This is a genomic window from Arthrobacter alpinus, from assembly GCF_900105965.1.
Classification (GTDB): Bacteria; Actinomycetota; Actinomycetes; order Actinomycetales; family Micrococcaceae; genus Specibacter; species Specibacter alpinus.
In genome coordinates, this window is record NZ_FNTV01000001.1 from 721,426 (window position 1) to 742,669 (window position 21,244).

Below are 21,244 nucleotides of genomic sequence, written 5' to 3' on the forward strand. Positions count from 1 at the left end.
TTCACCAATCAAAGGAAACAGCAGTGACAGCAACAGAACAGTCCATCGAACTTGCACGGGCAGCAGCCCGCGCAGCCTCGGACAAGCTGGCCCAGAATGTAACAGCCATCGACGTCAGCGAACGCCTGGCCATCACCGATATCTTCTTCATTGCATCGGCTGCCACCGAGCGCCAGGTCAACGCAATCGCTGACGGCATCGAAGATGAGCTCCACAAGTTCGACCTGCGCCCGGTGCGCCGCGAGGGGCGCTCCAGCGGCCGTTGGGTGCTGCTTGACTACGCGGACATCGTCTTCCACATTCAGCACGAAGAAGACCGTGTGTTCTACGCACTGGAACGCCTCTACGGTGACTGCCCCGTAGTTGATTTGCAGTTGGCTCAGTCGGATCCTTCGGCCAAGTCTGCCGAAGCTGCTGAAGCAGACGTAGAAAACTAGTCCCGCGACGGGCTCCGGAACTAGAGATAGGTCAATCCATGGCTTCCACTGCCCCTGAGCGCTCTGTTTTGCAACCCGCCGGTCCTCGCCGGCGGGTTATTTTTTGGCGCCACGGACGTACCTCGTGGAACGCGGCACGCCGCTTTCAAGGGCAAAGCGATATTGCCCTTGATGCGGTCGGGGAGTCGCAGGCTAGCCGGGCGGCCGGGCTTTTGGCGGGCAAGCTTATGTCCACGCCGGACGCACCGGTGCGAATAGTTTCCTCCGACCTCTCTCGCGCCTATTCGACGGCAAAAGCCCTTGCGGCCCTGACCGGCGATGATGTCTGCGTTGACGCCCGGCTCCGCGAAACGTTCGGTGGCGAATGGGAAGGTCTCACCTTCGACGAGATTATCGATACCTACCCCGAGGAGATCCGCCGTTGGCAGCGTGACCAGCCCGGAATCCGTGCCGGCGGGGGAGAGACCCGGGTTGAGGTTGCCCAGCGAATGGTTGACGCCATCCTTGAGAACCTCCAAGGGCTCCCGGTGGGCGGCACCCTGGTGGTGGCAACCCACGGCGGGGCAACGCGCGTGGCCCTGGCCAAACTGCTGGGCTTGCCCGAGGATCTGTGGCGTACTTTGTCAGGGTTGTCCAACTGCCATTGGTCAGTTGTTGAAGAATCACAGGCCGAGGAACCCCAACACGAGAATTCAGCGACGGTCAGGGCAGTTCCTGCCGCATGGCGGTTGCTTGAACACAACGTTGGCACGCTTCCGGAACCCTTTGAAATACCCGAAGAATTGGGCGAACCGGTGGAGGACTAACGCCCTGGAGACCCTCGATTTGTCAGCTGGGCAAAAGGTGTTCTAGGATAGACGGGTTGCTTCAGCCAAGACCGAAAGGTCAGGGAAAGAAGAAACAAAAAGGAAGTAAAAAGAAGTGCATTGTTTGGGGCTGTGGCGCAGCTGGTAGCGCACCTGCATGGCATGCAGGGGGTCAGGGGTTCGAGTCCCCTCAGCTCCACCAAACACACCAAGGAAATGAAAAGATCTGTGGTGGTTTACAACTGAATAGGATTTACGTTTTGGGGCTGTGGCGCAGCTGGTAGCGCACCTGCATGGCATGCAGGGGGTCAGGGGTTCGAGTCCCCTCAGCTCCACCAAAACAAAGAGTCCGGTCCCCTTTGAGGGGCCGGACTTTTTTGTGGCTTGATCCCGTTTCGCCAAAAGGTGGGAGAATGTTCCAGTGTCCACGCCAGAGCCTGAATCCATTCCAGCAGCCCGCAGCTACGAAGCCGTGCTGACCAGCATCGAAGTCGAGCTTCGCGAGGGCAGGCTCAAGGTGGGCGATCAGCTGCCCGGAGAGCGGGCCCTGGCGCTCAAACACGGAATTTCCCGGGCCTCCGTGCGTGATGCCATCCGAGTCCTGGACTCCATGGGTGTTGTACGTACCGGCGTTGGCTCCGGACCGCAATCGGGAACCGTGGTAATCGCCAACCCCAGCGCCGGCCTCGCCTCGGCCCTGCGCCTGCACATGGCCACCAATCACTTTCCCGTGGCCGACATTGTGCAGACCCGTGTCATGTTGGAAACCTGGGCGGCGCTCGAGGCCGCCGTGCATCCGCGCACCGTGGAGCAGGAATCCAGCCTCAGGGGCGCCCTGGAAGCCATGAACGCCCCTGGCCTGGGCCGCGAAGAATTCCATGTCCTGGACGCCGCCTTCCACGTGCAGTTGAGCTCGCTGGCGGGCAATGCGGTGGTTACGGCCATGATGGAGTCCCTCCGCTCAGCCATTCAGGGCTATGTCAGTGCCGCCATAGACAGCGATGAGACCTGGGCTGCCATGGTGCCTTCTCTGCGCGAACAACACGAGGCGATCATCGAGGCCGTCCTCGCCAACGATGGCAGCAGTGCTGCAAGGGCCCTTAAAGACCACATCGAGTGGTTCCATGCCCAAACCGTATCCGCCACGCCGCCACCAACCACCCAGGAAGAACCCGCAACATGAGATGCCCTTGCAACAGCGGCGAAGATTTTCAGGGTTGCTGCGCCAAATACCTCGGCGGAAACAGTGATGGGACCGTAGCATATCCGCCCACCGCCGAGGCCTTGATGCGCTCTCGGTATACGGCATTCGCGGTGGGAGACACCAGCTACCTCCTGCGCACCTGGCACCCCGACACGCGTCCCGCAGAACTTGAGCTGGACCCTGACCAGCAGTGGTATTTGTTGGAGATTCTCAGCACAAGTCGCGGCGGCTACTTTGACGACGACGGCGTGGTTGGCTTCCGCGCCAGCTACCGCTCGGCCGCGAATCGAAAACTCCGCGACTCGCTCACCGAAACCAGCAGCTTTATCCGCCAGGGCAAGCAGTGGCTCTACGTCGACGCGTTGGAGATTCACTAAGCTCCGAGTTGGGCCGCCTGCCGGGCCTGTGATTTCTGGCACCAAGGGTGGCGGCATGCCCCTCGCAACAAAACGACGGCGGTAGAGTTGCCCGGTGGAGCAAAATATCAGCAGCGGCAGCCCAGGGAACCGCGGTGTCATGGCCTTCGATTTTGCGCAATTGCGCCGGTTTCCTGACATTGAGGCACCAAACCTCTTTGCCCACGACCCCACGGATGAACTGATCTTGAACGAGGCAGCAGCTGCCCTCGCCGAGGCTGGTCCGGGAAACGTGGTCATCGTGGGGGAGCGGTACGGTGCGCTGACACTCGCCGCTGGCACACGCCACTCTCTTACGGGGCTGCGGGTCCATCAGGACGGACTTTCGGGCGAGCTCGCCTTGAGCAACAACGCCAATGCGCTGGGCTTGGCTGGGGCCTACGTTTCCCTGCCGCTTGACGCGGCCCTCTTCGCCCAGGCAACTGTGGTGCTTTGGCAGCTTCCGCGCAGCCTCGAGGAGGTTGCCGAGGTTGCTGAACTGATTAGCGCCCATGCGGCCGCCAACGTTCAGGTTTTTGCCGGTGGACGTATCAAGCACATGACAGTGGCCATGAACGCCGTGCTGGAGCAGTACTTTTTGCAGGTGGCGGCCGGCAGGGCGTGGCGAAAGTCCCGCCCACTTACGGTGGCCGGACCGCGGGAGGATGCCCCGAAGTCGAGCTTCCCGCGCAAGGAATTCCATGGCGAGCCTGGCCTTTGGCTCTGCGCCCATGGGGCAACCTTCGGTGGCACCAAGATCGATCAAGGCACCCGCTTCCTGCTTGATTTCATCCCGCAGATGCCCGCGCAGGATCGTGCCATTGACCTTGGCTGCGGCAATGGCACCATCGCTGCCGCGCTGGCGATGGCCCGGCCCGGGATGCGAATCACGGCAACCGACCAATCCGCGGCCGCCGTGGCGTCGACCCGTGCCACGGCCGAGGCCAACGGCTTAACCGCTCGGATCGAAGCCATTCGGGACGACGCACTGGCTGGTTTTGCGGATGAATCCGCCGGGCTGATTGTGCTCAACCCGCCCTTCCACGTGGGGGCCACGGTTCACGCGGGGATCGCCCTGAAACTTTTTGCCGAGGCGGCCCGTGTCCTGGCACCGGGCGGGGAACTTTGGTGCGTCTACAACCGTCACCTGCAGTACCGCGGTTCGTTGGAAAAGCTCGTGGGCCCCACAGAAGTGGCCGGACGCAACAGCAAGTTCACCGTGACTGTTTCACGACGTCCAATTGTGTAGCAATCCATGTGTGCCGTGGCGTCCACACACAAGAGTCTGGCTCGGGTAATCTTGCAGTTGGATTCCTGAGGATTCCGCCACCGCTTGTAAGTCATCTGTCGAGGAGTAAATTTTGGGTGTTCCCGAGGTTGGGTTGCCGCAGCGCCGTCGAGGCACGAATCTGCCCAAGATGGGTGATTACAACCAAGCGGTCATCTTGGACTCCATCCGGCGCGCCGAAGAGGGCCTGAGTCGCGTTGAGCTGGCGGCCTCGGCCGGCCTCGCGGCGCAGACCGTTTCCAACATTTGCCGCAGACTCCTTGACTCTGGACTCATTGTCGAAGCAGGCAAGGAAGCCTCCGGCCCGGGTAAGCCACGAACCATCTTGCGCCTGAACCCGCGTGGCATGTATGCCGTGGGGATCCATATTGATCCGGCCCTGACCAGCTATGCCCTGCTGGACGCTGTGGGCACTGTGCTGGTATCCGTCGATGAGGCCACGGACCTCGCCGGAGACCCCGCTGAGGTTGTCGCCGCGATGGGCGCAACCGTCCGCAAAATCATCGTCGAATCCGGCGTCGACGAACAGAGAATCGCCGGAGTCGGAGTCGCTACGCCGGGACCGGTCGACGCCGCCAGCGGCACAGTGGTTGACCCGCCGCACATGCCGGGGTGGACCCGCGTCCCGTTGCGAGACATCCTGCACGAAGCCACGGGCCTGCCCGTGGTGGTTGATAAAGACGTCACGGCCTCGGCCGTGGCCGAAGTCTGGGCCGGATCGGCCAACAGCGCCAGGAATTTCGTGTTTGTTTACATCGGCACCGGTATTGGTGCAGGGCTGGTGCTCAATGACGAAGTGGTCCGCGGATCCTCAGGCAATGTTGGAGAAATCGGCCACATCATCGCTGATCCAGATGGCCCTGACTGCGATTGTGGCCGCCGCGGATGCATCAAGGTGACCTGCATGCCTGAAACTCTGGTGGCGCAGGCCCGCGCTGCCGGGATCCTGCCGGCCGTGGGGCCGCCGGAGGACTCTTCATTGCCTAATGACATGGCCGCATTGGCCCAGGCCGCCGCCGAAGGCAACGCGTCCGCGGTCGAAATCCTGGCGCAGTCGGCGATCAGGCTTGCCGGCGCCGCTTCGGTGCTGACGAACCTCTTGGACGTCGAGCGTGTTGTCTTTGGCGGACCATTCTGGCCGGCTCTGGCAGCAACCCACCTGAAAGCCATCCCGCCGCTGTTGGAACACCTCAGCGTCACCACGAGCGTGCATTCAGTGGATGTCATGGGGACGATCGTGTCCTCGGGCGAGGAAGCTTTTGGTGCCGCATGCTTGGTCATGGAGAAGACCTTCAGCCCCAGCGCGACCCGCCTGCTCCTGGATTCCAAGAACTAGAATCCCTCGGGTTGGGAAAACGGCACCAAAACGACTTAGTCCACGGCCTCGCGGATCTCACCAAAGGGTATGGTTTCATCCGTGTGGGCTTGGACCACATGTGCGCTAACAACCACGTGGACGCCGTGGGTTTTCTCGGCGACTGATTGCAGCATGACGGGCATGATGGTATCTACGAACGCTTCGCTTTTGCCCTGAAGATATTCTGTATACGCGGCTGGCAACTGGGTCATGAACCATACTGTAGTCCTCTCCGGGGGCACTCAACAGGTATTAATGGGAAGTTGTCCCCATTGCGCCGAGCCCGTCCATCGTGTGGGCTGGTCTGTAGGATTCAAGTCTTAGCCATGCCCAGTGAAAGGCCCCGATCGTGTTGCCCACCAGCGTTAGCCCGCACATTGATTCCGCGCACATTGATCCCCAGGAGCTGGCCAGTGCGCAGCAAGTGGTGGCCAACATTGCGCACAGCTTTGAAAGCAAGGTGGTCGGCCAGGGGCGGCTGCGTGAAACCTTGCTCATCTCGCTCATGACGGGCGGGCATGTGCTCCTTGAATCGGTGCCCGGACTGGCAAAGACAACGGCCGCGCAAACCCTGGCCGATTCCATCAGCGCACTTTTCCACCGCATCCAGTGCACACCGGACTTGTTGCCCAGCGACATTGTGGGAACCCAAATTTATGATGCCGCCAAGGGCGGTTTCGTCACGCAACTTGGCCCGGTCCACGCCAACATCGTCCTGCTGGATGAGATCAACCGTTCCAGTGCCAAGACCCAATCGGCCATGTTGGAAGCCATGCAGGAACGCCAAACCACCATTGGCGGTCAGGTTTACCGCTTGCCGCAGCCCTTCATGGTGATGGCCACCCAGAACCCGATCGAGCAGGAAGGAACGTACCAGCTGCCCGAGGCGCAGATGGACCGGTTCATGCTCAAGGACGTGCTGGACTATCCCAGTCCGGTGGAGGAAGTCGAAGTCATCCGGCGCATCGACGCCGGTGTGTTCCGCGTCGAATCCACCCCGCAGCCGGTGGCCACGCTGGACCAGGTGCGAATACTGCAGGAAACGGCCAAAAAGGTTTACCTCGACCCCTCCCTGGTGACCTACATCGTTGGGCTGGTCTACGTAACCCGGCATGCCGGAAACTATATTGATCCAAACCTGGCCAAACTCATTGAGTTTGGTGCCAGCCCCAGGGCCAGCATCGCGTTTACGCAGTCCGCGCGAGCCCTGGCGCTGTTGCGGGGACGTGACCACGTGATCCCGGAGGACATCAAGGACCTCGCGGAGCGGGTTCTGCGGCACCGCATCATTTTGGGTTTTGAGGCCGTGGCGGAGAACATCCGGGTGGAAACGATCATTGCCGCGATCGTTGATTCCGTCCAGACTCCGTAGGCGCCCATGGGCAGCTTGCTGATGGCCGTCAAGTCCAAGATGTACATCTTTACCCACCGCCGGGCCCGAGGAATGCTCGACGGCGAATACGCATCGGTTTTTCGCGGCCGCAGTCTGGACTTCGACGACCTGCGTAACTATGTCCCCGGCGACGAGGTCAGGGACATCGATTGGAAAGCCACGGCACGGACCGGCACGCCACTTATCAAGCGCTATGTTGCCACCCGCCGCCAGCAACTCTTGATAGTTGCCGACACTGGCCGTAATTTGGCAGCCACCGCACGGGGCGGTGAACTCAAGAAGGACATTGCCGTCATGGCCGTGGGGGTGCTTGGTTCACTCACCATCCGTCACGGAGACTCGGTGGCCCTTGTCCACGGTGCTGGAGAAAGCACGGTGGCCTTGCCTGCCAAGGGCACCGAAACCCACCTGGAAAGCATCCTGCGCTGCCTCGATGCCGCCTCCCTGGCCTCGGGCCCGAGCAGGCTCATTGACCGGCTGGAGTACGTTGCGGCACACTACCGTCAGCGCATGCTCCTGGTGGTGATCGCCGATGAACTCGTTGCCGATGAACCTTTGGCCAAGGTGATGCGCCGGCTCAGCGCGCAGCATGAAATCCTGTGGGTCCAGATCGCCGACGCCATCCTTGCAGGCCCCGAAGCAGTGGCGGGCAACGGCCTTGACGTGGCTGGCCTGGAGCCGCTTCTGCTCCTGCTTGATTCCGAAACGGAGTTGGCGCGCGGCTATGCCGAGGCCGAAGCTGACCGGGCCAGGGGTGTGGAAAACCTCTTGAAGAACTGTGGCATCGCCACAACCAGCATCGGTGCCACCGGCGAGGTCATGACCCAGATCTTTGCACTGTTGGAGAGGCACCGCCGTGCCCACTGACGGAACGTTTTATGCCCCCGTGGGCTACTCGGCATGGTGGCCGCTGGCAGGAGCAGCAATCCTGGTGCTCTGCCTTGGTTGGTGTGCGTGGATCTGGATCTCCACCAGGGCTCAGCCCAGCGCCGACGTGCCTGGCTTTATCGCCCCACGGAACGCCGAGACGGTGCGGAGGAAGTATCTGATGTTGATCAGCTCCATTGAACAACGGCACAGCACCGGGGCACTGACCGGTCGGGCTGCCCACCTTGAATTGAGCTTGGCCGTGCGCACCTTCGTTCACGAAATGACAGGGGTGAAAGCCCAGCGAATGACATTGAAGCAATTGCGTGATCATCAGCTGCCCCTGGTCGCCGACGCCGTGGAACAGTTTTACCCGGGGGAGTTCGCAGCCTATTCCGAACAGCCGAGCGTTGCCGCGTCGGCCCAGGCTGCCGGAAGTGTGGTGAGCTCGTGGCGTTGACCTACTGGTGGTTGCTGCCGCTGGGCGCGGTGGGGCTCGCCGTCGTCGTCGTGTTCTTCTGGCGTCGGCGAGCAGACGGTGCACGGCTGATTCCTGTAGCCCATGCGGACCGCCTGACGGCGCTGCCCGCCTATCAAAAGGCCGTGCGACAACGCCGGAGCTGGCTGCTGGCCGCGCTCGCCGCCGTTGTGGTTCTGGCCTTGTCATTGATGACCGCCGCGGCACGTCCCGTGACCGAAAGGACCAGCATTCCGGAACGGCTCAACCGGGACATCATGCTGTGTTTGGATGTTTCCGGCTCCATGCTGGACACGGACGAGGCCATCGTCACGGTCTTCTCCAAGCTGGTGGGAAACTTCAAGGGCGAACGGATTGGCCTGACTATTTTTGATTCCAGCGCCGTGACGGTCTTTCCCTTGACGGATGACTATGAGTTTGTCGCCGAGGAACTCAAGACGGCGCAAAAGGCCCTGGGGCTGGACGCGGACAGCTTTGAATACTTCGCAGGCACCTATGAGAGGCCGGGCTCCTCGCTTATCGGTGATGGGCTTGCCAGCTGCGTCCAAGGGTTTCCGGCAACGGGTCAGGACGAACAACGCTCCCGGTCCATCATCTTGGCCACCGACAACATGTTGGCGGGCAAGCCCATCTTCACGCTGGCCCAGGCCTCGGACTTGACCGCCAAGGCCAAGATTCGCGTCTACGCGCTCAACCCCAATGACTTTGGCCAAAGCACCCTTTTTGGTGCTGCGGCCGAGAACCTGAAAAAAGCAGCCACCACAACAGGTGGTGCCTACTACCCACTGGAATCAGAATCCACGGTGGCTTCCATTGTGGACAAGGTCCAGGCCACCGAAGCGGCCACCCTGAAAGGTGCACCACAAAAAACGGTGCTTGACCATCCCGCCTGGCCCTTGGGACTGGCCCTGGCCTCACTGCTGGTGCTCGGGGTAGCGCTCTGGAGGTTGCGCCGATGACCTTCCTCCCGATCCTGACGCCCTGGCTCTTTTGGACCCTGAGCCTGCTGCTGATCGCCGCCGCCGCTTATCTGTTGGTCAAGGGACGCAGTGCCGCGCGATGGCGATACGCGCTGGTGGTTCTTCTTGTGGTTTTGGCTGGTGCCCGGCCTGGCTTTGCAGGTGCGCCCGCGCCAGTGGCCAGCACAGACCTCAACGTTTTCTTTGTTGTTGACATGACCCCCAGCTCCGCGGCCGAGGACTTCAACGGTGCAGCGCCACGCCTTGAGGGCATGAAGGCCGACATCTTGGCCCTGGCCAATGAGTTTGCCGGCGCCCGGTTCTCCCTCATCAGCTTCGACAGCAAAGCCAAAGTGGTACTGCCGCTCACCAGCGATGCCACAGCATTGGCGACCCTCACCGAAATTCTTACGCCCAGCTCAGCCCTCGTGTCCCAGGGCAGCAGCATTAGCGTTGCCAACAAACTCCTGGCCCAGCGTCTGGCAGCAGCCCGGACCTCCCACCCGGAACGGCCGCGGCTGGTGTACTACCTCGGAGACGGTGAGCAAACTGCGGCCGCCAGCCCCGAACCGTTTACCGCCACCGCCAAGCTCACCGACGGAGGCGCCGTGCTCGGTTACGGGACCACGGACGGGGGAAAGATGCGTGACTACACCTTCGGCTCCGACAAGCCTGGAGCTTATATTCCTGACAAGGCCAATGACTTCAAGCCGGCCCTTTCCGTGATCGATGAGCCGGCCCTGCAGACCATTGCCGGCGCGCTCAAGGTGCCCTACGTTCACCGGACGTCCACTGAGGGTCTCGGCTCTGCCCTGAGCAAGGCCGCACCCACCGCGGCATCCACGGCCGAATCCCCTGCTGGAATGGACAACGGCGCCGGCCGCTGGGAGATCTACTGGTTGCTGGCACTGGCAGCGTTCGGCATCCTGCTCTGGGAAGTTGGCGATCTCACGCGCTCGTGGCGTGCGCTGCAGCGCCCCGCAATGAGAGGGAAACCATGAGCGTCAAGGCCGCAGAGGCCCCCACACTCGAACCACAAGACCGCAGGTTGCGACGGCGGCGGAGGCTTGCGCTGACGTCGGCACCCGTAATGCTCGTTGCCTTGGTGGTGGCCGTGAAGCTGTTGACTCTGCCAATTTCTGCAGGTCAGGCAACCACGGCCTATGCGGCTGGCCAGGCTGATGGCACGGTGCGGGCGGGGCAGGCAATGGGTGTGCTGAACCTGGTTGAGCGTTACAAAGCCCATTTCGCACTGGGAGACGGCCACGTTCTGCGCGGCGATTTTGATGCTGCCCGGACAGAATTTGCGCGTGCGCTGGACCTCGTGCCGCAGGGGGAGTCCTGCAAAGTTCGCGTCAACCTCATCCTCAGCCTGGAGAAGCTGGGCGAGGCTAAAGAAAAAGCCGGAGACCCGGCGTCGGCCGCAGACCTCTTTGACCAGGGTGAGGCGATCATTGCCCAGGCTCCGCGCGATTGCTTCACGCCCAACAGCGAGAACAACCAAGATGGCGAAGGGCAGGCCCTGAACGACGCCAAGGAGCGGCTGACGCAGAAACAAGAGGGCGGCAAAGCCGACGACGACCAGGAACCCGCGGACAGCGGCAGCTCCAGCCCCGCCGAGGAACCACCGGCGAGCCAGCTCGAGCAACTTCAGAAGAGCGGCCAACAAGCCCAAAAGGAACGCAGCAAGAGTGAGAAGCTGAAGGAAGACTACGCCGATTCAGAGCCGGAACAGTTTGCTAAACCCTGGTAGGTACCGCGCGAAACGCGCGCAATATTCGGCTTGAGGGTATATTCGGCACCTCAAATCGAATGGATGTTTCGAAACATTGCGTTACGTAGCGCCATAATTCGGTGCCGACTTTGTGTTGCGGGGGCGAAGTGCGTAATGTAGGCGGCACGTTACTTCTTCAACGTGTGTCAGCGACCCTTGGACCATTCGAGGGTGTGGGTGCCCCCATGTGGGCCTGACATTTGCTGGCGGAACGCTTTCGTGACCTCGTTGCACCTGGTGCAGCGTTTGGCCATGCGCCCGCCCCCTTTTACGAAAAAAATTGGTCAGGTCCCTGATCGTGTTCTAGACACGAGAGGCGGCACGGGCCAACCCCATCCTCAAGGACCTAAGCAAATGTCTCCTCCGAGCCTTAACCGGGCATCGGCGCCGCTGACACATAGCGCGCCGACCGCCCTCTCCTATGAATTGTTCCCACCCAAGAACCAGGCCGCCGAGGCTGCCCTGTGGAACACGATCAGGGAGTTGGAATCCACCAACCCCGACTACGTGTCTGTCACTTATGGTGCCAACGGGAGTAATCGTGACACGGCGGTAGAGCTGTTGAACCGGCTCCTGACTGAAACTTCGCTGCTCCCGCTGGCCCACCTGACGTGCGTAGGCAATACGGCCGATGAATTGGCCGAGATTATTTCCGAGCTGTTGGACCACGGTGTCCGGGGAATCCTCGCCCTTCGCGGCGATCTTCCCAAGGATGCTCCGTCCCAGCCGCGGCCCGGATCCCTCAACTACGCTGCGGACCTGATCGAACTGATTCGCCGAGTGGAACAGCGCCGTTCGGCTCTGCTCTGCGCAGGCAAGGTAGCCATTGGTGTAGCCGCCTACCCGGCCCAGCATCCTGAATCGCCCTCCGTGGAACACGATGTTGAGGTCCTGCTGGCTAAGCAAAACGCCGGAGCTGACTTTGCCATCACCCAGGTCTTCTTCCATGCCGACCAATACAAGGACCTGGTGGTTCGGGCCCGGCGCGCCGGAGTGATCATCCCGATCATCCCGGGGGTCATGCCACTCACCTCGCTGCGGCGAGTCAAGCGTCTGGGCGACATCACAGGTGTTGCGCCGTCGACCTCCCTGCTGGATGCGCTGGGCCGAGCCGACGACGCCGCCGAAAGCCGCCGCATAGGTGTGGCGGCCACGGTGGACCTTGCCCGGGCCGCACTGGACGCCGGAGCGCCCGGCATTCACCTCTACACCTTCAACGAACATGCTGCGGCCCTGGAGGTCCTGGATAAACTCCAGCTGCTTCGACCGGGCCGCCCACCCGTGGCGCCCCGCGCAGCACCAACAGATTCGGCACGGTTAGTCCGAGCCTAAGCAAGTAGCTTTCCCAAAAACTTCCATCATTTTTGCACTTCACAGTTAAGGAATTTCCATGACAAACACCGTTGCATTCCCCGCCGCCTCCCTGCTGGGCTACCCCCGCATTGGCCGTCGCCGCGAATTGAAGAAGGCCATCGAAGCCTTCTGGGCCGGCAAGATCGACGCCGTTGAGCTGGACGCCGCCGCCAAGGAAATCCAGTTGGGCACGGCACGCCGCCTGACCGAGCTGGGCCTGAATGAAGCTGCCGCCATCCCCGGCACCTTCTCCTACTACGACCAGGTGCTCGACGCCGCAACCCACATCGGTGCCGTGCCGGCCCGCTTCGGCGATCTGCGCAACGCCGAAGGCCAGCTGGACATCAACGCCTACTTCACTTTGGCCCGCGGCACGGTAGAGCAGCAGCCGCTGGAAATGACCAAGTGGTTCGACACGAACTACCACTACCTGGTGCCGGAAATCGGACCGGAGACCACCTTCTCCCTGACCTCCACCCGCGTAGTTGAGCAGTTCGAATACGCACTGGCCAAGGGTTTTGAAACCCGCCCCTACCTGGTTGGTCCGGTCACGTTCTTGCTGCTGAGCAAGGCCTCCGATGAAGCTCCCGCCGGCTTCAACCCGCTCTCACGCCTGGATGACGTGTTGCCGGTCTACGTCGAGCTGCTCAGCCGCTTGGGCGCCGCAGGAGCTAGCTGGATCCAGCTGGACGAGCCGGCCCTGGTTGCCGACCAGGACGTCCCCTTGGCGGAGATTCAGGCCGCTGTGGCACGCTCCTACGAGGTTCTTGGTGCTGCTGCAGGCCGACCCTCCATCCTGGTCTCCACCCCGTTTGGCGCCCTCGCAGAACTGCTGCCCACCCTGGCCGCAGCCCCCATCGAGGCCCTGCACATCGACGCCTTCAAGGGTGCCGTTCCCTCCGCCGATGAGCTGGCGCTACTGGCCGGCAAGACTGTTGTTGCCGGTGTAGTTGACGGCCACAACATCTGGCGCAATGACCTGGCCGAGTCCGCAGCCAGGCTCGCCGCCCTCAAGGCTGCCGGCCTGAACGTCACCGTCTCCACCTCCACCTCCACCCAGCACGTTCCCCACGACGTCACCGAGGAAACCCAGCTCTCCGCAGGGCTGCGCAGCTGGTTGGCGTTTGCCGACCAGAAGGCCACCGAAGTGGTGACGCTGGCCGCCCACCTGGTGGACCCGGCGTCGTCAGCTGCAGCCATTGCAGAAGCCTCCGCCATCATCGCCTCACGCGCAGTTGCCCCCGGCGTCAAGCGCCCCGAGGTTCGCGACCGCCTGGCCGCCCTGACCCCGGCTGACTTCAACCGATCCGAATACTCGGTCCGTGAAGCAGCCCAGGAAGAGGCACTGAACCTGCCGCCGCTGCCCACCACCACCATCGGCTCCTTCCCCCAGACCAGCGAGATCCGCTCAGCCCGTGCCCGCGCCAACAAGGGCGCCATCACGGCCGATGACTACACCACGCTGATGAAGGAAGAGATCAAGCGCGTTGTGGACCTGCAGGAAGAACTCGACTTTGACGTGCTGGTGCACGGCGAGCCCGAGCGCAACGACATGGTCCAGTACTTTGCCGAGAACCTCGAAGGCTTCGACGTCACTGTCCACGGCTGGGTCCAGTCCTACGGCAGCCGCTGCACCCGCCCGTCCATCCTCTGGGGCGATGTGACCCGCGAGAAGGCCATCACCGTTGAGTGGGCCGAATACGCACAGTCACTGACGGCCAAGCCCATGAAGGGCATGCTCACGGGCCCCGTCACCATCCTGGCCTGGAGCTTTGTGCGTGACGACCAGCCCTTGGGCGACACCGCCAACCAGGTGGGCCTGGCCCTGCGCGACGAGATCGCCGACCTGGAAGCCGCCGGCATCAAGATCATCCAGGTGGACGAGCCCGCACTGCGCGAGCTGCTGCCGCTGCGCAAGGCTGACCAGGCTGCGTACCTGGACTGGTCAGTGAACTCCTTCCGCCTCTCCACCGCTGGTGCAGCCGATGGCACCCAGATCCACACCCACCTGTGCTACTCCGAATTTGGTGTCATCATCGACGCCATTGACGGACTGGATGCCGACGTAACCTCCATCGAGGCTGCCCGGTCCCGCATGGACGTTGTGAACGACCTGGAAGCGCACGGCTTTGGCCGCGGCGTAGGCCCAGGCGTGTATGACATTCACAGCCCCCGCGTCCCCGGCCAGGCTGAAGTCTCCGAACTGCTGGGCACCGCCGTCAAGCACGTTCCGGCCCGCCAGCTCTGGGTCAACCCGGACTGTGGCCTGAAGACCCGCGGCTACGCCGAGACCGAAGAGTCCCTGCGCAACCTGGTCAACGCGACAAAGGAAGTTCGCGCACAGCTGGTCTAGTCCCCGGCTGCTCCCTAACCTCGTACCTCGGCTAGGGTCCCTCGCAGCTGTGGGCCCAGCGTTGATCGCCAGTTGGCGTTCCTTGTTTCCCCCTGGGGGAGGCAGGGAACGCCTTCTGCGTTTAAGGCTGGAAGAATGAGCGTCATGCAACCGCAGAACGCGTATGCACCACCTTGGGCCATCGGGCATTCGTCAAGGCTGTTAGTGCGGCTTTGAATGAATCCTCTCCCGCCTTTTACGGGAACGAAGCGGCGCTTGGTGCTGCTCTTCCATTCGCAATGCCTGCTGCTTCGGTGCGGGATGGGTGGATGCCCTCTCGGTCCTGATGAACGTCCGCATGTTTGACGCAACCGCCAACGTGGATTCCGTCCCGGCTGCACGTTGGACGATTCGCTCCCCACTTAGGCCTGGACGACCTTGGTGTGCGCAGCCTGCCATTGACCACGGAGCCCCGTATGACTGTTCACTGTGGAGTCCGCACCAATCAAATTCGAATATGTGTTCGAATTTCCTTTTTGCGGGAATTGCGGGCACAAAGCGCACGCTCGGGCAGTGCATTACCTACCTGGCGGGCCGCTGACCGTGTCCGGGACGGTGGGCGAGCGCTCAGACTGGCTCGTCGCCCTGTGGTGGCGTACGCGAACCTGTGCTGCACGCCTATACCGAGCACGCCTTGCGCTCAGAGTGAGGGGAAGGATCCAACCCACCCTCACGGAAGACTAGGACGCCTTGGGATGATGGGAGCGCCCGGCTATGGGTGGCGCAGGAATTCCCTCCCGTTTACGGGGAGGAAACCTTTCTCGACCAATCCCTCGCCAACAAGCCTGCTGAAATCGAGAACCACTCTCGGGGAGTAGATTGGGGCCATGAGCGCACAGAACCTGGATACCCTGGCACAAACCTCCATGACACCGAACGCCATCGAAACAACGGTTGGGCAAGCAAGGCAACTCTTCACCACTGGCGTGACAAAACCGCTCGCCTGGCGCAGGCAGCAACTCACGGCCATGAACCAGATGCTGATAGATCACAAGGATGACTTCACGGCTGCGCTCGCAGCCGACCTCGGCAAACATCCCGCCGAGGCATGGCTGACCGAGATAGGCTTCCTTGCCGCGGAGATAGCCCACACACTCAAGCACCTCCAAGACTGGCTGAAACCACGCAAAACCTCGGTACCGCTGGCACTGCAACCAGCAACAGCAACCACAGTGCTTGAACCATTGGGCGTTGTCCTGGTTATTGCGCCCTGGAACTACCCCATTCAACTTCTCCTTGGACCAGTCATCGGCGCGCTCGCAGCCGGGAACACCGTGGTGGCCAAACCCAGTGAGATGGCACCAGCCAGTTCAGCCGCGCTCGCCCGGTGGATTCCGGAGTACCTCGCCGGCGCCGTGACGATCGTCGAGGGTGGCGTGCCGGAAACCACTAACCTTCTTGACCAGCGCTTCGACCACATCTTCTACACGGGCAATGGCCGGGTGGGGCGCATTGTCATGAGCGCAGCTGCCAAGAACCTCACCCCAGTGACCTTGGAACTGGGCGGGAAGTCGCCCGTCTACATTGACGACTCCGTGGACATGATTACAGCGGCGCGCAGGATCGTGTGGGGCAAGTTCATGAACGCAGGCCAGACCTGCGTTGCCCCCGACTATGTGTTGGGCACTGACTCCGCGCTGGCCAAGCTAGCCAAGGAATTGCCAGAGGCCATCGAGGAGCTTTACGGGGCGGACCCGTCGCACAGCCTGGCCTATGGCCGCATGATCAACGACGCCGCCTTCTCCCGCGTTGCCGGTCTTCTCGCCATTGACTTACTCGAGGAGAGCGGATCGGCCCTTGTTGCCGGAGGTTCAACTGACGCTGCCACTCGCTACATTGCGCCCACGGTGGTCCATGTGGACGCCGAATCTGCACTGATGAAGGAGGAAATCTTCGGCCCGGTCCTGCCCTTGGTCAGCGTTGAGTCTGCGCAGGCTGCCATCGAGTTCATCAACCAGCGTGAAAAGCCGCTGTCCCTCTACGTCTTCAGCGAGGATGGTGGGGTGCGGGATGCGTTCACGCTGCAAACGTCGTCGGGCGCGCTGAACTTTGGCGTGCCGGTGGCGCATCTGAGCGTCCCCGGATTGCCGTTCGGCGGAGTGGGGGAAAGCGGCATGGGCAGCTACCACGGGCAGCACTCGATTTACACGTTCTCCCACCAAAAGGCCATTCTGGAAAAGCCCCTCTCACTCGACACCTTGGGTTTGATCTACCCGCCCTTCGGCGCCGTCAAGAAGCAGATCATCAAGCGGTTCGTGGCGCCGGCCAGAAAATTCCGGAAGGGCTAACGGCACTTTCTGGGGCTATGCGCAGGCCCAGCTGGTCAGTGAGGCTCACGACTGTCACTGGCGCCACCCTGGGCACTGGCCGGACGCATGGGCAAAGTGACTTCCCTGTCTGCGCCGTGCCAACGCTGTCGCTACTTTCGTGTCGGGTGCGCGGTTTCGCCCAGATGGCTGGTGCGGTTCAGCTCAGCCAGAATGCCGGCCAGCTTGTCCACGAACACTTCGATGCGCGCTGTCCGCTTGTCGTTGATGAGCAGGGCAAAAATGTTCCGGGCCAGCCGAATTTCCGGTACGTCCAGAACCACCACGTTGTCCGGCTTGTTTTGCAGGGCAAGCTCCGGAACCAGGGCTGCGCCCAGGCCCACGCTGGCCAGTTGCAGGCTGGCATTGAAGTCGTCGCTGTAGGCGGCAACACGAGGGTGCAGATTGCAGCTGGCAAAGAGCCTTTCAATCACGGCGGCGTCACTGGTTCCGGGGTGGTGCATGATCCAGGGCATGTCGGAAAGATGCCCTGCCTCCATCACCGAGCCGGCACGAATGCCCCATGCCTTGGGCAGGACCACCCTAAAGTTGTCATCGCCAATCCATTGCCGGTTGATGGTGTGCGGCCATGCCAAGCCGGACTGGCCCACCTGATAAACCAACGCAACGTCCAATTCGCCGCCGCTGCGCAATCCGCCAATGGTCTGCTGCGGCTCGCCGACCGACACATGCAGGTTGATGCCTAGGCCCGGCCACTCGGGACTGCTTAGCAGCCGGGGGAGTGCGTACGTGGCAAGGGAGGGGAAAATGCCCAAACGCAGCTCCTGGCTGGTGCCCTCCTCCGTTCGGGAGCTGGCGGCCAGCAAGGCATCGATGTCCGTGAGTACCTTCCCTGCATGCCGGGACATGACCAGTGCGGCGTCGGTGGGCAGCACACTGCGGGCCGAACGCTTGAACAAGATGACCCCGCTGTCGCGCTCCAGCGCTGACATCTGTTGTGAAACGGCCGACGCCGTGTACCCCAGTTGGGTGGCCGCCGCCGCAAACGAACCGCGGCGGACCACTTCCAGCAGTGTTTGCAAATGCACGGGGTTGATCACGGAAAGTCTCTCTCTCGGGGCCGGGCGGGTTCCTAGGCAAGCATAGGCCGCGGGGTGCGCCCGCGTAATACACCGCAGTGGCGGCTGCCGCAACGGCATCGTTGTGTACATTTGTACATAACGATTTTTATACCGAAGAATGGACCAAGCCGTGACGCACCCATATTTTGCCAATGACCCACGCAGCATGCGCCAGCGCATGGAGGCAGGTGACCTGTACCTGGCCGAGGACGCCGAGTTGGCGGTGGCATCGCAGCAGGCCATCACGGCCGCCCATCGTTACGGGCAGTTGTGGCCAGAGGACCGGGATGCTGCCGAACTGCTGCTCGCGGAGCTCATCGGCTCGCTGGGCGAGGGCGTGGAGATTCGCCCGCCGCTCTTTGTGGACTATGGCCGGTACATCACCATTGGCCCCGGAACGTTCATCAACTACAACTTCACGGCCCTGGACGTTGCTCCCATCACCATCGGCGCTGACGTCATGATTGGGCCCAATGTCCAGCTCCTGACACCCACACACCCCCTCGATTCCCGGCTGCGCCGCGACAAGCTGGAAGCGGCGAAACCCATCACGATTGGCGACAACGTGTGGCTCGGTGGTGGCGTGATTGTGCTGCCCGGCGTCACGATTGGCGAGAATGCAGTTGTGGGGGCCGGTTCCGTTGTGACCCGCGACCTGCCGCCCAATGTGATGGCGGTGGGCAACCCCGCCCGCATCAGCAAGGAACTCGCGTGAGCACGCAGCCTGGGCCCGCCGGGGCCACGCCACGCCGCCGCTATGACCCCGACCGCCGCGCGAACATCAGCGACGCAGCTCTTGATGTTGTGGCCGAGCACGGAGTGGCCGGGACAACGTACCGCAAGATTGCCGCACGCGCAGGCGTGTCCCTGGGCTCGCTAACCTATCACTTTGACTCCCTGGACGAGCTGCTGGGTGAGGCGTTCACCAAACTGGCCAACCACACAGCCGACGGCTTTGACGCGGCCATGGCGCAGGTCGGCGATGAGGCGGCCGCCCGCGCCGCCGTCGTCAGTCTCATCACGGGAGAGCTTCTCAACGACCCACGCACCATGGTGCTCTCCTACGAGCTGTACGCCCTGGCCACCCGCCGCCCCGACATGCGCCGCGTGACCGACGCCTGGATGGCGCGCAGCAGGGTTGCCCTGGGCAAATTCTTTGACCCGGAGACCACCCTCATGCTCGATGCCCTGATCGAAGGGCTGTCCATGCACCGAGCACTGTCCCTGACCCCCATGCCCAGAAGCACCGTTGTTGCTGCTGTTAAACGAATTGTGAGAACACCATGAGCTTGAAAACGGCCGAATCACCGGCCCTTCCCGTCCACCTTCGCCGCGCCAGATGGGCCGTGGCGGCGTTGTTCTTCACGAACGGCGCCCTCTTTGCCAACCTGCTCCCACGCTTTCCCGCCATCAAGGAAGCCCTGGGACTCAGCAATGCGGAATTCGGCTTTGCCGTGGCCGCCTACCCCTTGGGCGCCCTCTCGGCCGGGCTTGCCGCCGGTCTGCTCATCAGGCGGTTCGGCTCCGCCAAGGTTGCCGTGGCTGGAACGCTGGGAACGGCGCTGGGGTTGGTCATGGCGGGAATTACCCCCACGGGGATCCTGTTTGCCACGGCACTGTTGCTGGCCGGCGCCTTCGATGCCATCACCGACGTGGCGCAAAATTCCCACGGCCTGCGCGTGCAGCGCCTGTATGGCCGCTCCATCTTGAACTCCTTCCACGCCGTGTGGAGCATTGGCGCCGTGACCGGCGGCCTGATGGGTGCTGCGGCCGCCGGCTTGCAGATTCCGCTCTGGCTTCACCTGCTGGTCTCCGGCGTCCTTTTCGCGGCAGTTTCGCTGGGCAGCCTGCGCTTCCTGCTGCGGGGCGCTGACTCACCGGAGCCCGCCGCGGAAGAGCACGGTGCCATTGCGCCCCGCAGCTCCGCGGGGCTGGGCAAGTACCTGGTCATCCTGGCGCTGGTGGTCATTGCCGCCGGAAGCACACTCGTGGAGGATGCCGGCAGCACATGGGCGGCTGTTTACCTCAGCGGTGACTTCGGTGCGGGGGCCTCGGTGGCGGGGCTGGGCTTTGTGGCCCTGGTGGGTGCCCAGTTCATTGGCCGGCTGGTGGGCGACTCCCTTGTTGACCGCTTCGGCCAGCGGCTGGTGGCCCAGGCGGGCGGAGTCATTGTTGCCCTTGGCATGGGCCAGGCCCTGCTTTTCCCGTCGGTGCCCGGCACCATTGCCGGTTTTGCCTTGGCCGGCTTTGGTGTGTCCACCTTGGTCCCGGCGGCCATGCACGCGGCAGACAACCTGCCGGGGCTGCGTGAAGGAACGGGCCTGAGTATTGTCAGCTGGCTCATGCGCGTTAGTTTCCTGCTGTCACCGCCCATTGTGGGGGCCGTTGCGGATGCCACATCACTGCGCACGGGGTTGCTGGTGGTGCCGCTTGCAGGCCTTTTGGTGGTGCTGCTCTCACCCGTGCTGACCACTAGGGCCGACACGCCCGAAGAACAGACACGCCGCGGAGATTTTTGTGACTAAGTACTCCACAACCTGTGGACAGTGCGATTTAAACCTTGAATTTTAGGGCTTTTAAATCCACCAGCCTGTGGACGACGGGTGCATAAAATGACATACTTGTAATACATCATGTAGGGGTCAACGACGGGGCCCTGCACTACATGTAGTATCTAATACAGAATTCAAGCGGTTCCCAAGGAACCGCTGAGAACAGCTCAAAAGCTGGCGAGACCGTGGCGTGAAGCGTTGGTCCCACCGACTGTGAGTGTGCCGATAGCGGCAGTAATAGGCAGTAATAGACAAGGGGAAAAACGATCATGACCGTCACGGTTTACACCAAGCCTGCGTGTGTCCAGTGCAACGCCACCTACCGCGCGTTGGATAAAAAGGGCATCACCTACCAGAGCGTGGATATTTCCGAAGACCCGGCCGCTTTGGAGCATGTGCTGAGCCTGGGTTACCAGCAGGCACCGGTTGTTATCACCGACGCCGATCACTGGTCAGGTTTCCGCCCGGACAAGATCGCCGAACTGGCTGCCGCCTTCGAAAGCGAAGTTAGCGTAGCGTAGTGGCCGCCGGGCCACGGCCCGTTTGGAACCACCATAATTTCACGTGCGTCGCAGCGCACAAGAGTGGGGCTGACCAGTCA

21 protein-coding genes and 2 tRNA genes are annotated in these 21,244 nt (G+C 62.3%); 21 read left to right on the forward strand and 2 right to left on the reverse strand.

Features of this window, described 5'->3' with window-relative positions; translation table 11 throughout:
* Positions 1 to 23 precede the first annotated feature (23 nt).
* From rsfS to BLV41_RS03310, 8 genes are all read left to right on the forward strand, one after another.
* A complete protein-coding gene (gene rsfS / locus BLV41_RS03275; protein WP_044573663.1) occupies positions 24 to 437 on the forward strand; it encodes a ribosome silencing factor in 414 nt (137 codons plus the stop codon).
* Between the two features lie 38 nt (positions 438 to 475).
* Positions 476 to 1,243, forward strand: coding sequence for a histidine phosphatase family protein (locus BLV41_RS03280; RefSeq protein ID WP_074710458.1), 768 nt, complete (start codon positions 476 to 478; stop codon positions 1,241 to 1,243).
* 126 nt (positions 1,244 to 1,369) lie between these two features.
* Positions 1,370 to 1,445, forward strand: a tRNA-Ala gene (locus BLV41_RS03285).
* A 60-nt stretch (positions 1,446 to 1,505) separates the two neighbouring features.
* Positions 1,506 to 1,581, forward strand: a tRNA-Ala gene (locus BLV41_RS03290).
* Between the two features lie 83 nt (positions 1,582 to 1,664).
* Positions 1,665 to 2,426: a FadR/GntR family transcriptional regulator gene (locus BLV41_RS03295; RefSeq protein ID WP_074710460.1), complete on the forward strand. Its 762-nt coding sequence runs from the start codon at positions 1,665 to 1,667 to the stop codon at positions 2,424 to 2,426.
* On the forward strand, positions 2,423 to 2,824 hold the full coding sequence (locus BLV41_RS03300) for a YchJ family protein (protein WP_074710461.1): 402 nt from the start codon (positions 2,423 to 2,425) through the stop codon (positions 2,822 to 2,824). Before BLV41_RS03295 ends, BLV41_RS03300 begins: the two co-directional genes overlap by 4 nt.
* A 94-nt stretch (positions 2,825 to 2,918) precedes the next feature.
* The gene (locus BLV41_RS03305; RefSeq protein ID WP_342028164.1) at positions 2,919 to 4,091 is read left to right on the forward strand and encodes a class I SAM-dependent methyltransferase; all 1,173 of its coding nucleotides are present in this window, start codon (positions 2,919 to 2,921) and stop codon (positions 4,089 to 4,091) included.
* A 169-nt stretch (positions 4,092 to 4,260) separates the two neighbouring features.
* Positions 4,261 to 5,466, forward strand: coding sequence for an ROK family protein (locus BLV41_RS03310; RefSeq protein WP_074713081.1), 1,206 nt, complete (start codon positions 4,261 to 4,263; stop codon positions 5,464 to 5,466).
* Positions 5,467 to 5,501: 35 nt separating this feature from the next.
* Here BLV41_RS03310 and BLV41_RS03315 read toward each other — a convergent pair whose 3' ends face one another.
* Entirely contained in the window at positions 5,502 to 5,699 is a 198-nt protein-coding gene (locus tag BLV41_RS03315; RefSeq protein WP_044573674.1) for a hypothetical protein, read from the reverse strand.
* A 137-nt stretch (positions 5,700 to 5,836) separates the two neighbouring features.
* Here BLV41_RS03315 and BLV41_RS03320 point away from each other — a divergent pair, with 137 nt between their 5' ends.
* The 9 genes from BLV41_RS03320 to BLV41_RS03360 all read left to right on the forward strand — a co-directional run bounded on the left by BLV41_RS03320 (position 5,837) and on the right by BLV41_RS03360 (position 16,991).
* A complete protein-coding gene (locus tag BLV41_RS03320; RefSeq protein ID WP_074710465.1) occupies positions 5,837 to 6,859 on the forward strand; it encodes an AAA family ATPase in 1,023 nt (340 codons plus the stop codon).
* A 6-nt stretch (positions 6,860 to 6,865) separates the two neighbouring features.
* Complete coding sequence (locus BLV41_RS03325; RefSeq protein WP_074710467.1) at positions 6,866 to 7,747, forward strand: DUF58 domain-containing protein; 882 nt, start codon at positions 6,866 to 6,868, stop codon at positions 7,745 to 7,747.
* Entirely contained in the window at positions 7,737 to 8,207 is a 471-nt protein-coding gene (locus BLV41_RS03330; RefSeq protein WP_074710469.1) for a hypothetical protein, read from the forward strand. Before BLV41_RS03325 ends, BLV41_RS03330 begins: the two co-directional genes overlap by 11 nt.
* Positions 8,198 to 9,184: a VWA domain-containing protein gene (locus BLV41_RS03335; RefSeq protein ID WP_074710470.1), complete on the forward strand. Its 987-nt coding sequence runs from the start codon at positions 8,198 to 8,200 to the stop codon at positions 9,182 to 9,184. Before BLV41_RS03330 ends, BLV41_RS03335 begins: the two co-directional genes overlap by 10 nt.
* Positions 9,181 to 10,185, forward strand: coding sequence for a vWA domain-containing protein (locus BLV41_RS03340; protein ID WP_074710472.1), 1,005 nt, complete (start codon positions 9,181 to 9,183; stop codon positions 10,183 to 10,185). Before BLV41_RS03335 ends, BLV41_RS03340 begins: the two co-directional genes overlap by 4 nt.
* Complete coding sequence (locus BLV41_RS03345; RefSeq protein WP_074710474.1) at positions 10,182 to 10,937, forward strand: hypothetical protein; 756 nt, start codon at positions 10,182 to 10,184, stop codon at positions 10,935 to 10,937. The genes BLV41_RS03340 and BLV41_RS03345 overlap by 4 nt, the downstream gene beginning before the upstream one ends.
* A gap of 375 nt (positions 10,938 to 11,312) precedes the next feature.
* Entirely contained in the window at positions 11,313 to 12,290 is a 978-nt protein-coding gene (locus tag BLV41_RS03350) for a methylenetetrahydrofolate reductase (RefSeq protein WP_074710476.1), read from the forward strand.
* 58 nt (positions 12,291 to 12,348) lie between these two features.
* Positions 12,349 to 14,664 (forward strand): 5-methyltetrahydropteroyltriglutamate--homocysteine S-methyltransferase, encoded by a 2,316-nt coding sequence (metE, locus tag BLV41_RS03355; protein ID WP_074710478.1) that lies wholly within the window; start codon positions 12,349 to 12,351, stop codon positions 14,662 to 14,664.
* Positions 14,665 to 15,530: 866 nt separating this feature from the next.
* Positions 15,531 to 16,991 (forward strand): aldehyde dehydrogenase family protein, encoded by a 1,461-nt coding sequence (locus BLV41_RS03360; RefSeq protein WP_244516717.1) that lies wholly within the window; start codon positions 15,531 to 15,533, stop codon positions 16,989 to 16,991.
* A 131-nt stretch (positions 16,992 to 17,122) separates the two neighbouring features.
* Here the strand turns inward: BLV41_RS03360 and BLV41_RS03365 are convergent, their stop codons facing one another.
* Complete coding sequence (locus BLV41_RS03365) at positions 17,123 to 18,070, reverse strand: LysR family transcriptional regulator (RefSeq protein WP_044573712.1); 948 nt, start codon at positions 18,068 to 18,070, stop codon at positions 17,123 to 17,125.
* Between the two features lie 151 nt (positions 18,071 to 18,221).
* Here BLV41_RS03365 and BLV41_RS03370 point away from each other — a divergent pair, with 151 nt between their 5' ends.
* The 4 genes from BLV41_RS03370 to nrdH all read left to right on the forward strand — a co-directional run bounded on the left by BLV41_RS03370 (position 18,222) and on the right by nrdH (position 21,164).
* Complete coding sequence (locus BLV41_RS03370) at positions 18,222 to 18,806, forward strand: sugar O-acetyltransferase (RefSeq protein ID WP_139244191.1); 585 nt, start codon at positions 18,222 to 18,224, stop codon at positions 18,804 to 18,806.
* Positions 18,803 to 19,378: a TetR/AcrR family transcriptional regulator gene (locus BLV41_RS03375; protein ID WP_074710482.1), complete on the forward strand. Its 576-nt coding sequence runs from the start codon at positions 18,803 to 18,805 to the stop codon at positions 19,376 to 19,378. Before BLV41_RS03370 ends, BLV41_RS03375 begins: the two co-directional genes overlap by 4 nt.
* On the forward strand, positions 19,375 to 20,616 hold the full coding sequence (locus BLV41_RS03380) for an MFS transporter (RefSeq protein ID WP_074710485.1): 1,242 nt from the start codon (positions 19,375 to 19,377) through the stop codon (positions 20,614 to 20,616). Before BLV41_RS03375 ends, BLV41_RS03380 begins: the two co-directional genes overlap by 4 nt.
* 296 nt (positions 20,617 to 20,912) lie before the next feature.
* The gene (gene nrdH / locus BLV41_RS03385) at positions 20,913 to 21,164 is read left to right on the forward strand and encodes a glutaredoxin-like protein NrdH (protein ID WP_044573726.1); all 252 of its coding nucleotides are present in this window, start codon (positions 20,913 to 20,915) and stop codon (positions 21,162 to 21,164) included.
* The last annotated feature ends 80 nt before the right edge of the window (positions 21,165 to 21,244 follow it).